The following is an 18,788-nucleotide window of genomic DNA, read 5'->3' on the forward strand; positions in this document are numbered from 1 at the left end:
GCCTACCGAGAGGGACGCGCGCTGGCAAGAGGCAGGTGCCTTACCTAAGGGGCAGGCACCTGCAATTTTTCTTATTTTGCCATCATCTTTTTGACGATTCCGACGATTGCCAGCAAAACGCCGCCGCCAACACCGCCGCCAGCAATTTGGCTAACGATTGCGCCAAGGTCCATTCCGCTGCCTGCAGCCGCGTCGGCCATGCCACCTGCGCCAATCATTCCAAGGAGCTGGCCACCAATACCACCGCCCAAGATTCCGGCAATCGAATTCAACAGAGTGCCTTGGTTAAGGTTCTTTAACAGGCCGCCAGCTACGTTGCCGCCGATGGCACCCGATATCAGACTGATCAGGAGTTCCATTTTTGTGTCCTTCTTCCGTCATGGGCCATTAAATTTATACACCAATACCCGGCCCAGATACTTGGCTTAGGCGGAGGATATCAAATTTAATGTTTTTCCGCGAAGGGGAATAATTTGACTGATCTAACCGTTACGTAAAAGACGCTGTTTCTGGCGGCCCCAGTCGCGTTTTGCCTCGGTCGCACGTTTGTCGTGAACCTTTTTACCTTTGGCGATACCGATCTTAAGTTTGACCATACCTTTGTGGTTGAAATACATGACCAGCGGCACAAGGGTCATACCTTGACGCGAAGTTGCTTGCCAAAGTTTTGATAATTCTTTCTTTGAAACCAGAAGTTTACGTTTGCGCCGCTCTTCGTGACCCCAGGTTTTAGCTTGCGCATAAGGGGAAATGTAGCCGTTAATCAGCCAAAGTTCACCGTCTTCAACATTTGCATAACTGTCGGCAATGTTAACCTGACCCGTGCGGGTCGATTTTACCTCGGACCCAAAAAGCACGATGCCACATTCGAGATCATCCTCGATGGCATAGTCATAGCGCGCGCGCCGGTTTTCGGCGATCACCTTATAGTTTGGGTCTGATTTCTTGTTCGACATAATGTCTGTTGCCTACACCGCAGCAAAGAGGGTGTCCATCGGGGACCGACGCAGAAGGTAAGTTGAAATTTAAAAATTATAACCAGTGCCTTTGAATTCTATTTTAGCTGGAAGGCCATTCCGCGATCACGGCGTCTGCTTCTATCTCGATCAACCATTCCGGATTTACAAAGCGTTCAACCGCCATGATTGTATCAACCGGACGCACATCGGCGAAATAATCTTTGCGGACGTCTATGGCAGATTTCCAATCATCAATATTTGTCAGGATAATCCGGGTACGCACAACGTCGTGCATGCCAGACCCCGCCTGTTCAAGCGCAGCCTTAATGATCTCCAGAATACATTTTGTCTGCATCGCGACATCACCGATACCAACGGTTTTCCCGTCGGGACCAACCGGGGCAGTTCCACCAATCGAAATAAATGGGCCAACCCGAACGGCACGAGAGAAGCCCACGATCGCCTCCATCGGGTTTCCGTTGGAAATAAGCTCTCTGTCAAATAGCGCCATGTTGGCCTCCGGTAATGGATTAAGTAGGGGCACGTTAACGGAAAATTTCGTTTTTGCGAAATTAGGCGGCGAACGCCTACTCAATTCAGTTTTCACTTGTCATTTTCGGAGAAACCGATTGCCGCATCGCAACTAAAGATTGAAGAATTGATGCTGACGTATATTTAGAGATGCGGGTTTCTAATTGATCACTTTTGTTAATCGCGAGCCGTTAGTTAGTGAATAATGGAGAAATTTGTAGGCGATGGAGATATTGAGCGAAATCTATCAGGGTGGTTTTTACTTACTCTCGCGCAGGTTCGAGAAAAAGCAGTTTCCGTTTATTGGCGTGGAGGAGGTACTTCCACCTGTTGACGTAGATCTAAACTTACTTGCGGATCAAACTGTGACCTCTCCCGAAATCTTATCCGAAGAATTAAGAAAGCATGATTTTCAGTTAACGCTCGCAGAACTGCAAACCGAATTCGCGGGCCAAAATGGTCTTTTGCTTTTACATGCTTTGCTAATCGCGGTTTTACGCAGACGCGAAGCGCCGGAAAATGCAACGCATCTCTTTCTGCGCCTGTGGCGAGAGCAAGGAACTCGTTTAGCCAAAGACCTGACGATACGATGGAAGATATCCGCAGCGACCACGTTTGCCGACCACGGTAACTCATATGAGCAACGATCACTGGGGATGGGTCTTTCAATCCTATTTGACATGATAAAACTGCACGACAGTGAAAGGCGCCTTACCGGTCAATCAGGTCGCGCCCCATTTAGGCGAAATCCAGAAATACGCCGATTTCCGCTGGCTTTCGGAATGGTGCCATATTCATTTCAGAACGGCGATCTTGATCGCAACATGCTGGCACGCCTCTGGGCGCTCTCTGAGAAAGATGAAGTAATCGCCCCGCTCGCTCGCTCAATGTTGTTTGCTGTTATGACAGATCAGCGATCAATTTTCGCTCGTGCCCAGCGCCTTAAGCCCAAACACGGCAATGAATCTGTCTTGGACCTGATCCCACGCGACGAAGGGTCAAAGTGAATTTTGAATAGAGAAACTCTGGTCGTGCTAGCGACAATTGCAGGGCTTTGCCTGGTTAAACTATCTCAAGAGATGTCTAATTCACTTTTTCGCGTCTCTTCCAGAGTGAACAAACACAGGTATTATTGTTACATTAATTAATCAAATCTGCATGGCGCATTGCGGCGTCGATTTGCGCCTTTGTTTCGTCCAGCAATTCGGTCAGCGGAGAGCGGACTTCGGCGGAGCACAGGCCAAGTTTCGAGAGGCCGTATTTTGCGCCAACAAGGCCGGGCTCTGTGAATATTGCCTGATGCAACGGCATGAGCTGGTCCTGATACTCAAGCGCAGTGGTGAAATCACCGGCAAGCATGGCTGCCTGAAACTCCGCACAAAGGCGCGGCGCAACGTTTGCTGTGACGGAAATACAACCAATACCCCCGTGCGCGTTAAACCCAAGTGCCGAACCATCTTCGGCAGACAATTGGATGAAATCTTTGCCGCAAGTTTCACGTTGTTCAGAAACACGAGTCATGTCCGCCGTGGCGTCCTTCACACCGATAATCCGTGGCAAGCGCGCAAGTTCACCCATCGTTTGGGCTGTCATATCAACGACTGAACGGCCGGGGATGTTATAAATAAAGATCGGCAGGTCGCAGCAATCGTGCAATTCGGTGTAATGCGCGATCAGCCCGCGCTGAGTTGGCTTGTTGTAGTATGGTGTCACGACAAGTGCAGCGTCTGCGCCAACCCTGTGCGCATGGCGCATGAACCGCACGGCTTCGACCGTGTTGTTTGAACCGGCGCCCGCGATAACAGGAACGCGACCAGCGGCTGCTTTTACGACCGTCTCGACAACAATTTCATGCTCTTCATGGGTCAAAGTTGGGCTTTCACCCGTTGTGCCAACCGGGACAAGACCAGTTGAGCCCTCTGCAATATGCCATTCGACCAGCTTCTTAAGCGTATCGAGATCCAGCTGGCCGTCTTTGAACGGCGTTACCAGAGCAGGGAGAGACCCTTTAAACATGATACGCATCCTTTTGCTTGAGGGCTAATCCAGTCAACCCGACGAATTCGCGGCAGACCCTAGCCATATTTGCCCCAAATGCCAAGTTTGTGTGTCGAAGGGAAGGGGGATGCGCTACATTTGTCGAAGGAATCTCAGAATTCGAGCAGGGACTACAGGCTGATGCACCAATTAATTGTTCTACTATTGCTTTTTTGCGTATCCGTCAGCGCTGTTGAAGCGCAGACCACCGAACAAGGCCAAGCTATGGCCAGTGCGATGAAAGAAGTGCGCGATGACAATTGGGATGAAGCCGTAAAACTTGCGCGTCCGGAGGGTCAAGTAGCGCTCGATTTAGTGGAATGGCGCCGCCTTCGTGCCGGAGAAGGCGATTTTACAGATTTCCAAAGGTTCTTAACGCGCCGTTCTGATTGGCCCGGGTTAAAGCGGCTGCGGGCTCGGGGGGAGATATCCATCACTGATGCTATTCCGACAGCTGATGTATTGGCATACTTTGAAGACCATCCTCCTCAGACCGGGAATGGTGCGTTGCAAAGAGGGCGGGCTTTTCGCGAAATTGGTGCGCAGCATGACGCGAACGACGAAGCGGTCATTGCATGGCGAAGCCTTTCAATAGAGCCATCAGCACGCACAGTATTGCTACAAAGATACGGGCATATACTTGGGGCGCATCATGAAGCACGCCTCGACATGTTGCTTTGGCGCGGTTTGGTGAGTGAAGCAAAGGCAATGTTCCCGCTGGTTAGTCCGGGCTGGCGAAAACTGGCCGAGGCGCGATTGGGGTTGCGCGCGGATTCCAACGGCGTTGACGGTTTGATCGCGGCAGTTCCAGCGGCTCTAAGAAATGACCCTGGTCTGGCCTATGAACGGTTCCTGTGGCGCGCAAAAAAGGGGCGTGACGAAGCCGCCATCGAAATTGCTCTGGCGCGAAGTGGAAGCGCAGTCTCGCTTGGCGAGCCAGAACGCTGGGGGCGGTACCGGCGACAGATGGCGCGACAGCTTATGCGCGATGGACAGCCAAGATTGGCATACCGGCTCGCGTCTGCACACCATTTGAGTGAAGGTAGAAATTACGCCGATCTTGAGTGGCTGTCAGGTTTTATAGCGTTAAGAAAACTAGATGAACCAGCGCAAGCCTTAGAGCACTTTCAGAATTTTCAAGCCGCAGTTTTCACACCGATCAGTCTTGGTCGTGCAGGGTATTGGAAGGGCCGCGCAGAAGAGGCGTTGGGCAATACAGAGGCAGCGCAGGCAGCCTATGCTTTTGGCGCGCGATATCAGACGAGCTTTTACGGCCTACTCGCCGCTGAACGGGCTGGCCGGAAAATGGATGCGGGTCTGACCGGAGCGGAGAGTTTTCCGGATTGGAGGAACGCCGACTTCATGCAATCCAGTGTCATTGCGGCGGCTTTGCTGTTGTTGGAAGCTGGTGAGCCAGATCTTGCTAAACGTTTCTTTCTGCATCAGGCGGAATCGCTAAACCGAAGCGAATTGGGCCAATTGGCGGATTTGGCGTTGTCATTGGATGCGCCCCACATCGCGTTGAAAATTGCGAAACAGGCCGCGCAACAGGGGTATATGTTGCCACGATCCTACTACCCGCTTCATCCTTTGCGCAGCGAGGAACTGCCTGTTGCGCCAGAGCTTACGCTCTCAATTGCGCGGCGAGAAAGTGAATTTAATCCGGTAGCAGTCAGCGGTGCGGGTGCTCGGGGTATCATGCAACTAATGCCACGAACGGCGCAGGCAATGACCAGTAAATTGGGCTTGGGGTATAATGGTGATCGTTTGTTGACGGACTGGCGCTACAATTCGCAGCTTGGAAGCGCATATCTCGCGCTACTGATCGAAGAGTTCGGTAAGTCTTATGTGCTGGTTGCTGCGGGCTACAATGCCGGACCATCCAGACCGCGTAAATGGATCGAGCGTTTCGGAGATCCGCGCAATGAAAGCGTGGATGCTGTCGACTGGATTGAACATATCCCGTTTGATGAAACGCGAAATTACGTAATGCGCGTTATGGAATCTCTGCCGGTTTACCGCGCGCGCCTCACGGGTCAGGTTCAGGAACTGACATTGTCGCAGGAATTGCGGCAGTCGCCGTAGGGCTTGGCGCGCCTTTCGCGCCAAAGTGCGAACAAGCCGGCACCAACGACCAGACCCGCTCCGACGATGACATTGAACTCCAGCGTTTCGCCAAAAAGCGTTATGCCGATCATGGTTGCGAAAACCAGTTGCAGGTAGGCAAAAGGCTGCACAGCCCCGGCTTCAGCGACTTCGTAACATTTGATCAGCAACCAATGCCCCAGAACACCTGTAACACAAAGACAGGCCATCCAACCCCAGTCGGTTGCGATCATAGGTTCCCAGAACCACACCCCAATGGATGTCATCGCAACAGAGCCTGCAACACCTGTCCAGAAAAAACTGGTTGCGGCGGTGTCACGTCGCGCGGCATATCGGGTCAGCAACCCGTAGAGAGCAAAAAGAAAAGCAGCGATCAAAGGTATGACGGCTTCTGGTGCAAATACCCTGAAACCAGGTTGCAAGATGATCAGAACCCCAATGAAACCCACGCCAATGGCCGTCCAACGCCGCCAGCCTACCGTCTCACCCAGAACCGGGCCGGACAAGGCGGCGATCAATAGAGGGTAGCTTGTAAAAATGGCGTGGCTTTCGACCAGCCCAAGATAGGTGAAAGCAAGCACCATCACACAGATTTCAACGGCCAGCAGGACCCCGCGAAAAATTTGCAGCACGGGCTGAGTCGTTGCCGCCGCCGCGCGAATACCCCCGGTTTTTCGGCTCGCTATGCTGATCACGAAGGCTGCAAAGAACCAGTAGCGGATCATGACGACCATCAAAACATTATAGGTGTCTGCAAGATGACGCGACAAACCGTCTTGCGCTGCAAAGACAAAGGTTGTCGCAATCATGAGCAGGATGCCAAGACGGGTGTTTGATTGCGTCATGCTTTGGTTTCCATAACGGCGGTTGTCATGTGGCGTTTGCGCCCAAAGCCTGTTTGACGGGTCACTGTAAATCCAGCCTCTGATAAGGCGCGGCGAACGAAACCTGCGGCTGTATAGGTGGCGCATGTGCAGTTTGGTGCTGTATGCTTGGCGACCTGTTGGATCAGAGACTCTTCCCAGAGCTCTGGGTTTTTGACCGGGGAAAACCCATCAAGAAACCAGGCGTCAGCTAAGCCATGCCAAAGGGGTAGCATTTCACGCGCATCGCCAATGCGAATGTCAGCTATAAGATCATCGGTTTCGATGTAGGTTTTGCCCGAACGCCATTGATCAAGGAATGGTCCCGCAATCGCCTGCGCTTCCGGAAACGCAGCAAGCGCTGTTTCGATTTGATCTGCTTCCAGCGGGTAGGCTTCGAATGATGTAAACCGCAGCGGCCCAAAGGTGTCGGACACGCGCCAATCAAGCAGGGCGGTCAGCATGTTGAGCCCAGTGCCGAATCCAAGTTCTGCTATTTGAAAACCGGGGACAAACCGGTCAGGTAATCCGTTTCCTGCCATGAACACATGCCGGGTTTCAGCAAGACCGTTTTCGATGGAAAAATAAGGGTCATCAAATTGCACGGATACCGGAGTTATTCCGTCGCGCCATTCTAACTCTGTCCGCTGGTCTGTCGTCATGGGATGCCCTAAAAGCGCTTAACGAACGGACAATGATGAAATCGGAAAGGTTTGGCAATGGCCGACATAACAGTCGTGGGCGCAGGGATTTTTGGGCTTTCAATTGCCTGGGTCTGCGCAAGCCGTGGCGCAAAGGTGCGGGTTATTGAAAAACATGCAATTGGTGCCGGATCAAGCGGCGGAATCGTTGGGGCATTGGCCCCTCATACGCCGGACAATTGGAACCATAAGAAAGAGTTTCAGTTTCAGAGCCTGATAATGATGCCGGGCTTTTGGAAAGCCGTTGATGATGCCTCAAATCTATTGTCCGGCTACGCCCAGTTAGGCCGGTTGCAATCGTTAGATGATATGAGAGTTCTTAATCTTGCGCAGGAGCGGATATCCTCTGCAAAAGATTTATGGCGAGGTAAAGCGATTTGGCGGGTCGAAGAGGTGGGTGATCGCGGAGATTGGGCGCCTAAAAGCAAAACTGGGATGCTGGCGTTTGACACTTTAAGCGCTCGTATTAACCCCCGTGCCGCAACCCATAGTCTGGCGGCTGCGGTTCAGTCGCTTGGGGTTGAAATTTTGATTGGTGAAGCGCAGCCAAAAGGGCGGGTAATCTGGGCAACTGGTTATCATGGCTTGCTCGACCTGTCGCGCGCGCTTGGTCAGGAGGTTGGTAAAGGGCTGAAAGGCCAGGCGATATTGCTGCGTCATGATGCAGGTGATCAGCCACATTTGTTTGCTGACGGTATCCATATTGTACCGCATGAGAATGGCACTGTTGCTGTCGGCTCAACCAGCGAACGCGAGTTCGAAGATGAAACCAGCACCGACGAACAGCTTGACGACCTTCTTGAACGTGCGCTGAATGCGTTTCCTGTTTTGACTAGGGCAAAGGTAATTGAACGCTGGGCGGGTGTTCGACCACGGGCAAAAACCCGTGCTCCGATGTTGGGGGCGTACCCCGGCCGCGCGGATGAGTACATTGCCAATGGTGGGTTCAAGATAGGGTTGGGAATGGCACCCAAAATCGCAGAGGTAATGGCGGATCTTGTGTTGGAAGGGCGCGACGAAATCCCTGATCCATTCAGGGTTGAAGCCAACCTTTAACTCGCTGTTGCCTGCATACACTGCCGTCCGTCTGGGCCGCGAACCCACATATCTGCACCCTCTTTACAGCACGTCACAGTTTCAAAATGCATGACGGGTGCTGTTGCCCGGAAAGAAAAAGTTTTAAGTGAACCAAGTTCGCGCTCTGCCATATGCATCAGCAACTGCGCCAGCAATGGGCCGTGAACGACGAGGCCATCATAGCCTTCCACTTCACGCGAATAGGTTTCGTCATAATGGATGCGGTGGCCGTTCAAAGTCAGCGCAGAGTAACGAAACAACAAAGTTGAATTGAAACTGTGGTTTTCACGTGTGCCCTCATCCGTTCTTGCAACTGGGGGTATTGGTTTCGGCGCACCCGGATCAGGGTCTTCGCGGTAGACGAGGTCTTGATGTTCTTTAAGGCAAAGCTTGCCATTCTGGTAAACTTCGTGGCGCACGGTGATAAAGGCAAGTGGCCCGCTGCGCCCGTCTTTCAACGCAACATTCTCGATAATGGTGTGTTTATCCGCTGGGGTGCCGATAAGCAAAGGGGATAGAAATTCCATCTGGCCACCGGCCCACATGCGGCGGGGCAGACCCAGATCAGGTATGAAACCCCCAATTTTGATGTGCCCGTCGCGACCAAGCTTTTCGGCTGGCAGCGGGTCCCAGAAGTAGATTTGATGCCAGAAGGGCGGAAGTGGATCACCTTCTGCTGGTGCAGGACCGTTCAAGCCAAGTAAAACGTGCAAGGCGGCGGCGCGAGCCGGGTCCAGCGTGCAATGAAGGGTGTGTGATCGTCCAATAGCGTCGTGCATGAAGGCGACGTTAACCGCAGCGGTCAAAAAGGAAAAGATGTGATGGCACCAAAACTAACATCCCTTGATCATCTGGTGCTTACTGTTCGCAACATTGAACAAACCACGGATTTTTATACTGAAGTTCTTGGAATGACGGCGGAGGAGTTTTACCCCAGTGATGGTAGTCGCCGGACTGCGCTGAAGTTTGGCAAACAAAAGATAAACCTGCACCTCGCAGGGGCAGAGTTTGAGCCAAAAGCGCAGGCGCCTGTATCTGGTTCTGCGGACCTGTGCTTTCTAAGTGATGTTCCACTCCCGGAATGGGAGGCGTATTTAACTGCTTCGGGAATACCAATCGAAGATGGCTCAGTCGCACGCAATGGCGCGACAGGGCCCATTCAGTCATTGTATATTCGTGATCCAGACGGGAACCTGATCGAAATTTCGAACAAGGTTTGACACGCTTGATGCAACAGAAATCCCGAACAAGCCCAGATATTCAGATCAGCGTTTAGCGTCTGCATGCAATGCGGCCATCAACTCCGTCAAAGCCTTGATGTAGTGCTTGTTCGTCAGAAGACCGTCATCATTGAATTCGGCTTGTGCGCCAGCAACGCCAACCTCTGGACCGGTTAGCAATCTTGGTCGAAACGGGTTCATTGCCAGACGCAGAGAATATTGCGCACGCGCTCCACCTGCACGACCGGCAGCGGCTGAAATGATCGCGACAGGTTTATTTTTCCAAGGTGCGCCATCGGTGCGGCTGACCCAGTCGAGCGCATTTTTCAAAACTCCGGAAAGGGCCTGATTGTATTCTGGTGTCGAAATGATTACTGCATCAGCGTTTGCAATCTGTTCTGCGAGTGTTTGAGCGGGTACAGGAACACCGCTGGCGCTTTCAAGGTCGCCATCGTAGAGCGGCATTTGTAGGTCCGCCTCAATGAAATCACCATCGAACAACCGCGCTGCTTCGCGGATCAGTTTTCGGTTAAAAGAGTCTTTGCGAAGAGAGCCGGAAATTCCTAGCAATGTTGGTTTCGACATGAGTCACCTTTTAAATCAGTTACACATTAGATGATCAGCAAACCAAAATGACGCAATACCTGCCTGCGCACAGGCTGTGCATGATCGATGCACAGCGCCTGCTAGACCATCCCTCGTTATGGAAACGTCGAGAAAGGAGCGGTTTGCAATTTGGCTCTAAAATTCCACCCCAATCTGGGCTTTGACGCCGGATCGGAACGGGTGCTTGATAAGTTCCATTTCCGTTACCAGATCAGCGATTTCGATCAGCTCTTCCTTTGCATTTCGCCCTGTCAGAACCACATGAGTCATTTCAGGTTTTTCCGCCTTCAAAAACTCAACGACATCATTGATGTCGATGTAGTCGTAGCGTAGCGCAATGTTGATTTCGTCAAGCAGAACCATCTTGTTGGCTGGGTCGCGGATCAGTTCTTTTGCCTTTTCCCAGGCGGCTGCCGCCATTTCGATGTCGCGGCTTTTGTCTTGGGTTTCCCAGGTAAAGCCTTCGCCCATCGTGTAGAATTCGCAGGCATCGGAAAACTTGTTAAGGATCAGATCACGTTCGCCAGTCGACATCCCACCCTTGATAAACTGCACGACGGCACATTTCATGTCGTGGGCGATGCAGCGAAAGATCATGCCGAACGCTGCAGAGGATTTACCTTTGCCCTTACCGGTGTGCACGATGATCAGACCTTTCTTGTCGGTCTTGGTTGCCATGATCTTATCGCGCGCGGCCTTCTTCTTGGCCATTTTCATCGAGTGGCGGTCAAGGTCTTCTGGTTTGACGTCGGTCATTCTGCGTTTCCATTTAATGAGGTCGTTTGATACTTTGGCAAATCATCCGTGATATGCAACCACTCAACACGCTCTTTGTAGTGAACGTGAAATTTTGGTTTGAAATCTGCGGGATCATCAAGTGTTGTCGCATAGAAGTGAATTTCACCCGGAAAGCGTTCCGCTTCATAAGCCATGGGTGTTCCACATTTCGCGCAAAAATGCCGGGTAACATCGGCAAAAGATTTATAGGTTGCAGGGGGTGTCCCAAGCCACCTGTAGTGTTCATTTGCTACACCAAAGAAAGCCGCAACAGGTGCTGCGCAATTTCTGCGGCAACTTTCACAGTGGCAAAAGCCAGACCACAGGGGTTTGCGCTCAAACTTGAACTTGGCAGCACCGCATAGGCATCTTCCAGAACCACTCATTATTCTCTCCTGCGCGGGGTAAGAGTTAGTTTCCATTATAGGCGCAAAAAACGGCATTTGAATTTGTTTAAATTTGCGATGTGCGCGGCAAGATTGGTTTTCTTGTGGCTGTAATGATGACACAGTTTTCATGCCCCGAGGGTGCCTTTGATCGGTTTTTGCAACGTGTATGAGGTTGCGTTTTGATATCCGGGATGCGCCGTTTCCCCGACGATGCCAAAGCCCATGGCTGCAAAGGCTGCGTGGTTTTCAACAAGTTCGACGCGGCTTTCAAGCTCCAGTTTCGATTTGCCTAAATCTCTGGCTCGATTCTCGGCTAGTGTGGCAAGAGCACGGGCCAGCCCTTTGTTTCTCGAACTCTCGTTAACTGCGAGTTTTCCAAGATATAGCGTGTCGGGTTTAACGGTTAAAAAGATGCATGCAATTGGGGCGTCATTTTGCTCGATCACCCAGATTTCATTCTGTTCAGCGTGTTCTGCAATGTTTTTAAGTGATAGCAGGTGCATTGATGAGGGTGGATCAATGCGCCCTTCCATATAGGCAAATGATGTCTGAATTAGCTGCAGCAATGCCGCGTGATCCTCGCCCGGTTTAACGCGACGTGGTGTCATTGGGCAAGCTCTGCCAGCAATGCGCGTGCTGAGTTTGATCGCGGCGTCCAAAGCCCCCGGTCAATCGCCTCATTCAACCTTTGTGCCATTTCCCGCAGTGCGGGTTCATTGTGTTCAGCAATAAATGTGCGCGTGTCCTCGTCTTCCAGAAAAGCGGTGTGGACAAGGTCAAAATGATGGCCTTTCACCGCGCCGGTCGTTGCGGCAAAGGCAAAGAGGTAATCAACAGTCGCCGCCATTTCAAAAGCGCCTTTGTAGCCGTGGCGCTTGACCCCGTTGATCCATTTCGGGTTCACCACACGCGAACGGACAACGCGCCCAATCTCATCTTCCAGCGTTCGAATAACAGGGCGTTCCGGGCGCGAATGGTCATTGTGGTAGATCGGCCTTTCTTTGCCCTGAAGCGTGCTGACAGCAGCGGCGGCGCCGCCTTCGAACTGATAATAATCGTCACTATCCAGAAGGTCGTGTTCGCGGTTGTCCTGATTTTGAACAATGGCTTCGGTCTGGGACAGACGGGTCTCAAATGCTTCCCGCGCACGCGTACCTTCGGCATTCTTGCCATAGGCGTAGCTGCCCCATTCAAGATAAGCCTCGGCAAGATCAGCTTTACCTGCCCAAAGTCGCTCGTCAATCATGGCTTGCAAGCCAGCACCATAAGACCCGGGTTTGGACCCGAACACGCGATGATGCGCTTCTGGCCCTTCAGTGCGGGCACGTGCGGCGGCTGGGTTCAAATCTTCGAGTTCATCAAGCTCCATAACTGCGCGGGCCGCAGAATCAACCAGGGCAATAAGCTGCGGAAACGCATCACGAAAGAAACCGGAGACTCGCAAAGTTACATCCACACGTGGACGGCCAAGCACGCCTTGGGGTAAAATTTCAAAACCTGTAACGCGGCGGTTTGAACTGTCCCATTTCGGTTTTACGCCCATCAGTGCAAGGCATTGTGCGATGTCGTCACCACCTGTCCGCATATTGGCGGTACCCCAGGCGGTCAGCAACATGGTGCGCGGCCAGTCGCCATGCGTTTGCAAGTGCTTTTCAATCAGAAGATTTGCAGATTTCCAGCCTAACGCCCAAGCGGTTGGCGTCGGTACGGCGCGACTGTCGACAGAGAAAAAGTTCCGCCCGGTCGGCAGTACATCCAAACGCCCACGGGTTGGCGCACCGGAAGGGGCCGGGGCGACAAACTGGCCTTGAAGCGCGGTCAGAAGCCCCGCGCCTTCGTTCTGTCCGCAGGCGCGGAGTGCGGGCAAAACAACGGCGTGGATTTCTTCCATCAACAGAATGGTGTGTTTCCATTTTGGGTCGGGTTTTGTGCCATCAAGCAGGCAACAGCAAAGCTCCTCCAGCCGCTCGACCGTGTCGCCGGCCGTTCGCCAAGGGTCTGCTGACATTGCCTTTAGCACTTTGGGGTGCGAGCCGGACCATGCGTGCGACATGGCGCAATCCAACGGGTCAAATGCCTGCTCAACTCCGCCACTTGATGGAACACTCACTGCGTTGAACCCCAGATCAGCAGACAAAGCCCGGAGCAGCGAGGCATTTGCCCCTTCACCATCCCCGCGCGGAACGCGGACGAGGGCAAGGGTCAGATCGCGTTCTAACCGACCCTCGGGAGAGGTGCCAAAAACATGCAAACCGTCACGAATCTGCGCCTCTTTCAATTCGCAAAGATAGGCATCGAGCTTTGCCAGATCTGTGTCTTCATCTTCGCCCTTCATGCCAACGTCGGCATCGATCCCGGTTGTAGAGGTAAGCGACAGTATCTCGCGTCTCAGGTGTCTAATGCGGCGCGGGTCAACGCCTGCGGCTTCATAGTATTCATCAACCAGTGCTTCCAGATCGCGCAACGGCCCATAGGTTTCAGCGCGGGTCAGTGGTGGCGTCAGATGGTCTATAATCACCGCTTGCGAGCGACGCTTGGCTTGTGTGCCTTCACCGGGGTCGTTCACGATGAAGGGGTATATATGCGGCATCGGTCCAAGGACAGCCTCGGGCAGGCACGTATCAGACAATGCCAGTGCCTTGCCCGGCAACCATTCAAGGTTGCCATGTTTGCCCATATGCACAATCGCATCAGCCCTGAAACTGTGGCGTAGCCAGAAATAAAACGCGAGGTAATTATGCGGCGGGACAAGGTCCGGGGAATGGTAGGTGTCGGTCGGGTCAATGTTGTAGCCACGCGCAGGTTGAAGGCCGACAACAACATTGCCAAAGGTCAGAATAGACAATTTGAAGCGCCCGCAATCAACCTCACCGAGTTCAAAAAACGGATCAGCCTCTGGCTTGCCCCAACGTTCCTCAATCCTCTCGCGCAGTTCCCAAGGCAACGTACCGTAGGAAATCTGATAGTCAGCCATCGATAGATCGACGCCGCCCTGCCTTTCGGCCCTGTCGGTCAGCCAATTTGTTGGGCCAGCCAGTATAGCCTGCATTAAGGCGTCACTGTCTGCAGGGAGATTGCGCAGACTATAGCCACTTTCCTGTAGTAGATTCAGCACGTGAACGGTTGCAGCCGGGGTATCAAGCCCAACACCATTTGCAAGGCGGCCGTCCTTGTTCGGATAGTTCGCAAGAACGAGCGCGACACGGCGCTCAGCATCAGGCTTTCCACGAAGATTCGCCCAGTTCTTGGCAAGCTCTGCAACAAATTCCACCCGATCGCCGCGCGCGCGGTATGTTGCTATCGGGCATTCGGTGGCTTCGTCAAAATAGGCCTCACCCTTGAAACTGATCGCACGCGACAGAACCCGCCCGTCGACCTCGGGTAGGGCGACATTCATCGCGATGTCGCGGCTGGAAAGACCGGTCAGGCCGGTTTCCCACGCTTCTTCAGACGAGGCCGCAAGAACGACCTGAAACACAGTACTGCCGTTTGCGGCGGCCATCTGAAGCGGATTTGCAGCACCTTGAAGGTGTTCCCCCTGATGAGGGGAGCCCACCGCGAAAGAGGTACAGTTCAGGATGACCGAGGGAGGTGCAGCCTTGAACAGGCTTTCAAGCGTAGCAACTGAAACCGGGTCTTTCAGGGACGCGACAAAGATTGGCAGCGGGTTCAGCCCCTGACGCAAAAGCGCCTTCACCATGCGGTTGATCGGATGCAACCCAGCACCCTGCACCAAAGCACGGTAAAAGATCAGCGGCACAACCGGGGCGTTTTCAGTCCAAGATTCTTGTGCAGATGAAAGGTCCTCAACTCCGGAGCCGGGCCAGTAAACACCAGCCCGCAGCAACGGACTTGCGCTTGCCGGCTTTTCGCCGCCGTCCAGCATCGATTTCGTATAGCGTAGCAGGTTACTGGCATTATCTGGCCCGCCCTCGACAAGGTAGGCCCATAGCGCGTCATAATCTTCACGATTGACCGTCGATAACCTCCACAAGTCTTCGTCGGGTTTGTCGTCACCCGGAAGTGCAGCAAAAGGCACACCAGCGTCGTGCAAATGGGCTGCGTATTGTTCCAGCCCATATTTCCAGTAGCCCGCACCACCCAGCACCCGGGCAACGACGATACGGGACTTTGTCGCACATGCCTCGATGTGCAGATCGACAGACATCGGGTGCTGTAAATGCGTCAGATTGGCGAGCCGAAGGCTTGGTGCATCTGCCAGTTCAGACCGAGCTTCAGACAGCGCAGCCAATTCCGTGTCAGCCGCAGAGATAAACACAACATCGGCCGGGGTTTGGCCCAGGTCGAAGGGTTCATTCCCGTCGTCAATAGCACCGGGGGTGGCTGCAAGAAGGTGCATCAGAGCGCGTCTTTCGCTTGCATAGTTGTCAGCAGTGCTGCACTTGTTCGCGATGCACGGCGGATCAGGAGTGTCAGGCAATGGCCTATTCGAACCAGAAGAACAGCGCCTTCAATAAAAAAGGCCCGCGCTTTCAGGATGCAAACGCGCCAGGTGGGCGTAACAATCCATTTGGCGGCGCGAAAGCCAAGAAGCCCGCAACTAAACCTGCAAAGTCTGCCGCTGGAAAAAAGCAGGCTCAGGACGGTGCTGATACTTAAAGTTAAAATTTTCACAGCGGTTTTTCCATAAACAGGCTGTTCGGATCATCCGGGTAATCCCCGAAAGGACCGCGGCGGATAAAGCCAAACCCTTCGTACATTTTATGCGCAGAATGCAGCTTTCCCCCCGTTTCAAGCCTTAACAGTGGAAGGTCTTCTTTGTGGGCTTCCTCTTCAATCCGCTTCAAAAGCCTGATACCCAGACCGGAGCCGCGCGCAGCGGGGTCGACAAACATGGATTTTACTTCTCCATAGCCATCCCTTAGAGCCAGCGCACCGCAGCCAAGAACAGAACCGTCAACCTTGGCAACGAAGAACCGGATGTCATCTGTGCACAGAGCATCAACCGACAGATAGTGGTTCGACTCCGCCGGGAAAAGCGATTGCATCAGCGCGTGGCTCGCCTGAAGCAAAGCAGTGGCTGCCGCGTCGCGCGGATTACCCAACTCGACCGTGGTCGCCTCGCTGCTCATGCAACCAATGCAGCTTTGATAGCGCCGCGATCAAGGCCAGACTGACCAATGACCACAAGCCGTGTTTCACGGGTTTGGTTGCCGAAAGGTTGATCGAAATAGGTGTCGATGCGGGGGCCTACAGCCTGCAATGTAAGGCGCATCGGTTTTCCGCTGACGGCTGCGAAACCCTTGAGCCGCAAAATGTCATGGTCCCGGATCACCTGTGCGACCTGCTCTGCAAATCGTGCGGGATCGGCGATTTCCTCTCGGGTTACGACAAAGCTCTCAAACTCGTCATGATCATGGTCGTCATGATCCTCGTCGTCGTGGTCATGATGGTGATGGTGTACTTCGTGACGCGATTCCAGATCAGCCTCAGCACCGATGCCTTGACCAAGCAGGACATCGACAGGCAACTCACCCATGGTGGATTTTACCACCTGAACACCTGCACGGGACTCGCTGCGCAGTTTGGAAACCAAAGCATCCGCTTCGTCGGCACCAAGCAGATCTGATTTGTTGACCACAATCATATCGGCGCAGGCAATCTGATCTTCAAACAGTTCAGAAAGCGGCGTTTCATGATCCAGGTTTTCATCCAGCTTGCGCTGGGCATCGACAGCGGCAACATTATGCGCGAAACGCCCCTCACTCACGGCCTTGCCATCAACCACAGTCACAACGCCATCAACTGTCACACGCGTCGAAATTTCAGGCCAGTTAAAAGCGCGGACCAAAGGCTGGGGCAGTGCCAAACCGGAGGTCTCAATCACGATGTGATCAGGCGCATTTTCGCGGGCGAGCAGTTTTTCCATCGTCGGGATGAAATCTTCGGCCACGGTGCAGCAGATGCAACCGTTTGATAGTTCCATGATGTCATCTTCGGAACAGGTTTCATCACCACAGCCGCGCAGGATGTCACCATCAACACCAAGATCGCCAAATTCATTGATTATAAGTGCAATGCGCTTTCCTTCTGCGTTTTGCAGCATGTGGCGGATCAATGTGGTTTTGCCAGCGCCAAGAAAACCTGTCACGACGGTTGCGGGAATTTTGCCAGCCATTGGGGCAGCTCCTGTAAAAATTCGAAACGGCGGCACAGGATGTGCCGCCGATGTTTTTAGTCGGTTTGGCGATGCCAGAAATACCCGGCGACGCCACCTAGAACAACCCAGGCAATCATCATAACGAACAACGTGCGCGACACAAACAATGCCGAGAGTTCGGGTGGGGCAAAACCCGCGTAATACGGAAGGTGCGGCGCACCGATGATATGCGGGGCAGCAAGCAAAGCAGCGCCGATCACGATGTAAACCAGCCCACGGCCAAAGACGACAAAGGCGATGCCCGTAATCGTTGTCACAACTGTGGTCATCCACCAATACTGACGCAGAACAACATTGTCTGCGGGTGTGCCCGGCAATTCAGGATAAAGTCCCGCTGCCGGGGCAAGCTGAACGGCGATAAACCCGGCAAGTCCCCAGACCATTCCGCTGTGAAATGTGACTTGATGTCCAAACTGAGCGGCAAGCGCAAAGCCAGCCACCAAAATCAAACCAAACCCTGAGAAGACGACCATGTTCATAAAGAATGTGGTGGCATGGCGCGCCATCAGGTTTTCTTCTTCCTCAGCTACTTCGGCTGCCTCTTCTTCGGGCGCAACAATATTGCCTTCGGAATCTTCAACCACAACCAAAACACCCTCAAAATGTGTTTTGGCGCCAGTCTCATATTCCTCGCCTTCAAGAAGAAGAGGTGTGACAAGCCAAAATTGCAGCAGGACGGCGATCAGCCCTGCTGCAAATCCAGCGAACACCGCGCTGGAAAGCAATTTTAGCGTCATAGTTTAGTGGCAGGGAAACGCGATTGCGTGGCGCGTGTCATGGGCGGTGTCGTGAAACACGGTAGCCTGCGCAAAACCTGCAAAGAAAATCAGGAACACACCAGCAAGAGCTGTAGAAACGATTGGCAGAAGGCCAGTGTCAGCTTTTGCAGCGGTTTGGGTCATGGTTGTCATAGTTCGTTCTCCTGTATCTGTCACACCCGACAGAAAGATTTCAGTTCCATGCCTGGCTGGTCTCCTGGCTTGCGGATGATCACGCTTACGTCGCCTTCCCGAGAAAAATCCCAGTGGCATATGACGCGCGCTACCGCATACAGTCGCGGGGGCGGCTGTGGCTTCGGGTCCCGGATTGGGTCGCCCATACCACATTCCCAATTGATCCCCAGACGCTTTGCGTCCGGTGGGGAACCATGCATGTCACCATGTGCGTCTTTTCCGGGCTTTCGGTCAAGTGCGATTCCGACGCGCAATGTGAAAATTGCGGCACGTTATTTTGAACCCAATGCGCGAAAAGCCGCGATATCTTGTGGATAAGTAGCGCTATCTGCCTAGATGATGGGGTTGAGCGTTGACAGCGCGGCATTGCAGCCGAAAGATTAACGAA

21 protein-coding genes and 1 riboswitch are annotated in these 18,788 nt (G+C 53.2%); of the genes, 5 read left to right on the forward strand and 16 right to left on the reverse strand.

Translation table 11 applies throughout. From position 1 onward, the window contains the following. Nucleotides 1-71 precede the first annotated feature (71 nt). The 3 genes from J4E70_RS00520 to J4E70_RS00530 form a co-directional block, all read right to left on the reverse strand. Nucleotides 72-359, reverse strand: coding sequence for a hypothetical protein (locus J4E70_RS00520; RefSeq protein ID WP_213887111.1), 288 nt, complete (start codon nt 357-359; stop codon nt 72-74). 123 nt (nt 360-482) lie between these two features. After that, on the reverse strand, nt 483-956 hold the full coding sequence (gene smpB, locus J4E70_RS00525) for an SsrA-binding protein SmpB (RefSeq protein ID WP_213887112.1): 474 nt from the start codon (nt 954-956) through the stop codon (nt 483-485). Nucleotides 957-1,059: 103 nt separating this feature from the next. Next, on the reverse strand, nt 1,060-1,470 hold the full coding sequence (locus J4E70_RS00530; RefSeq protein WP_246531552.1) for a RidA family protein: 411 nt from the start codon (nt 1,468-1,470) through the stop codon (nt 1,060-1,062). Nucleotides 1,471-1,714: 244 nt separating this feature from the next. Here J4E70_RS00530 and J4E70_RS00535 point away from each other — a divergent pair, with 244 nt between their 5' ends. Next, complete coding sequence (locus tag J4E70_RS00535; RefSeq protein ID WP_213887113.1) at nt 1,715-2,497, forward strand: hypothetical protein; 783 nt, start codon at nt 1,715-1,717, stop codon at nt 2,495-2,497. Nucleotides 2,498-2,630: 133 nt separating this feature from the next. Here the strand turns inward: J4E70_RS00535 and dapA are convergent, their stop codons facing one another. Beyond that, nucleotides 2,631-3,506 carry a 4-hydroxy-tetrahydrodipicolinate synthase gene (gene dapA / locus J4E70_RS00540; RefSeq protein ID WP_213887114.1) on the reverse strand — a complete coding sequence of 292 codons (876 nt, stop codon included), beginning with the start codon at nt 3,504-3,506 and terminating at the stop codon, nt 2,631-2,633. Between the two features lie 162 nt (nt 3,507-3,668). On the opposite strand from dapA, the gene J4E70_RS00545 reads away from it, so the two are divergent. Further along, a complete protein-coding gene (locus J4E70_RS00545) occupies nt 3,669-5,612 on the forward strand; it encodes a lytic transglycosylase domain-containing protein (RefSeq protein ID WP_213887115.1) in 1,944 nt (647 codons plus the stop codon). Here the strand turns inward: J4E70_RS00545 and J4E70_RS00550 are convergent. Both J4E70_RS00550 and mnmC2 read right to left on the reverse strand, forming a co-directional pair. Further along, entirely contained in the window at nt 5,570-6,478 is a 909-nt protein-coding gene (locus tag J4E70_RS00550) for a DMT family transporter (protein WP_213887116.1), read from the reverse strand. The two genes, J4E70_RS00545 and J4E70_RS00550, sit on opposite strands and share 43 nt — an antisense overlap. Then, nucleotides 6,475-7,158, reverse strand: coding sequence for a tRNA (5-methylaminomethyl-2-thiouridine)(34)-methyltransferase MnmC2 (mnmC2, locus tag J4E70_RS00555; RefSeq protein ID WP_213887117.1), 684 nt, complete (start codon nt 7,156-7,158; stop codon nt 6,475-6,477). Before mnmC2 ends, J4E70_RS00550 begins: the two co-directional genes overlap by 4 nt. Before the next feature lie 57 nt (nt 7,159-7,215). Here mnmC2 and J4E70_RS00560 point away from each other — a divergent pair, with 57 nt between their 5' ends. Then, nucleotides 7,216-8,253: an NAD(P)/FAD-dependent oxidoreductase gene (locus tag J4E70_RS00560; protein ID WP_213887118.1), complete on the forward strand. Its 1,038-nt coding sequence runs from the start codon at nt 7,216-7,218 to the stop codon at nt 8,251-8,253. Here the strand turns inward: J4E70_RS00560 and J4E70_RS00565 are convergent. Then, a complete protein-coding gene (locus tag J4E70_RS00565) occupies nt 8,250-9,053 on the reverse strand; it encodes an HTD2 family dehydratase (protein WP_213887119.1) in 804 nt (267 codons plus the stop codon). The genes J4E70_RS00560 and J4E70_RS00565 overlap by 4 nt on opposite strands. A 42-nt stretch (nt 9,054-9,095) precedes the next feature. On the opposite strand from J4E70_RS00565, the gene J4E70_RS00570 reads away from it, so the two are divergent. Then, nucleotides 9,096-9,494, forward strand: a complete 399-nt coding sequence (locus tag J4E70_RS00570) for a VOC family protein (protein WP_213887120.1) — start codon at nt 9,096-9,098, stop codon at nt 9,492-9,494. 45 nt (nt 9,495-9,539) lie between these two features. On the opposite strand, the gene J4E70_RS00575 is transcribed toward J4E70_RS00570, so the two are convergent. The 5 genes from J4E70_RS00575 to cobN all read right to left on the reverse strand — a co-directional run bounded on the left by J4E70_RS00575 (nt 9,540) and on the right by cobN (nt 15,626). Then, nucleotides 9,540-10,079 (reverse strand): NADPH-dependent FMN reductase, encoded by a 540-nt coding sequence (locus tag J4E70_RS00575; protein WP_213887121.1) that lies wholly within the window; start codon nt 10,077-10,079, stop codon nt 9,540-9,542. A gap of 156 nt (nt 10,080-10,235) precedes the next feature. Beyond that, nucleotides 10,236-10,856: a cob(I)yrinic acid a,c-diamide adenosyltransferase gene (gene cobO, locus J4E70_RS00580; protein ID WP_213887122.1), complete on the reverse strand. Its 621-nt coding sequence runs from the start codon at nt 10,854-10,856 to the stop codon at nt 10,236-10,238. Further along, nucleotides 10,853-11,263, reverse strand: a complete 411-nt coding sequence (locus tag J4E70_RS00585; protein WP_213887123.1) for a GFA family protein — start codon at nt 11,261-11,263, stop codon at nt 10,853-10,855. Before J4E70_RS00585 ends, cobO begins: the two co-directional genes overlap by 4 nt. Nucleotides 11,264-11,391: 128 nt before the next feature. Further along, nucleotides 11,392-11,874, reverse strand: a complete 483-nt coding sequence (locus J4E70_RS00590; protein WP_213887124.1) for a GNAT family N-acetyltransferase — start codon at nt 11,872-11,874, stop codon at nt 11,392-11,394. Continuing rightward, a complete protein-coding gene (cobN, locus tag J4E70_RS00595) occupies nt 11,871-15,626 on the reverse strand; it encodes a cobaltochelatase subunit CobN (RefSeq protein ID WP_213887125.1) in 3,756 nt (1,251 codons plus the stop codon). Before cobN ends, J4E70_RS00590 begins: the two co-directional genes overlap by 4 nt. 80 nt (nt 15,627-15,706) lie before the next feature. Here cobN and J4E70_RS00600 point away from each other — a divergent pair, with 80 nt between their 5' ends. After that, the gene (locus J4E70_RS00600) at nt 15,707-15,886 is read left to right on the forward strand and encodes a hypothetical protein (protein ID WP_213887126.1); all 180 of its coding nucleotides are present in this window, start codon (nt 15,707-15,709) and stop codon (nt 15,884-15,886) included. An 11-nt stretch (nt 15,887-15,897) separates the two neighbouring features. Here J4E70_RS00600 and J4E70_RS00605 read toward each other — a convergent pair whose 3' ends face one another. From J4E70_RS00605 to J4E70_RS00620, 4 genes are read right to left on the reverse strand one after another with little or no spacing between them, the layout of a single operon-like run. Then, nucleotides 15,898-16,359, reverse strand: coding sequence for a GNAT family N-acetyltransferase (locus tag J4E70_RS00605; protein WP_213887127.1), 462 nt, complete (start codon nt 16,357-16,359; stop codon nt 15,898-15,900). Further along, nucleotides 16,356-17,405 (reverse strand): cobalamin biosynthesis protein CobW, encoded by a 1,050-nt coding sequence (gene cobW / locus J4E70_RS00610; protein WP_213887128.1) that lies wholly within the window; start codon nt 17,403-17,405, stop codon nt 16,356-16,358. The genes J4E70_RS00605 and cobW overlap by 4 nt, the downstream gene beginning before the upstream one ends. A 56-nt stretch (nt 17,406-17,461) precedes the next feature. Continuing rightward, nucleotides 17,462-18,184, reverse strand: coding sequence for a CbtA family protein (locus J4E70_RS00615; RefSeq protein ID WP_213887129.1), 723 nt, complete (start codon nt 18,182-18,184; stop codon nt 17,462-17,464). A 3-nt stretch (nt 18,185-18,187) separates the two neighbouring features. Continuing rightward, nucleotides 18,188-18,358, reverse strand: coding sequence for a CbtB domain-containing protein (locus tag J4E70_RS00620; protein WP_213887130.1), 171 nt, complete (start codon nt 18,356-18,358; stop codon nt 18,188-18,190). Nucleotides 18,359-18,395: 37 nt separating this feature from the next. Beyond that, a riboswitch (cobalamin riboswitch) is annotated at nt 18,396-18,612 on the reverse strand. Between the last annotated feature and the right edge of the window lie 176 nt (nt 18,613-18,788).

This window comes from Pseudohalocynthiibacter aestuariivivens, from assembly GCF_018457175.1.
Lineage (GTDB): Bacteria > Pseudomonadota > Alphaproteobacteria > Rhodobacterales > Rhodobacteraceae > Pseudohalocynthiibacter > Pseudohalocynthiibacter aestuariivivens.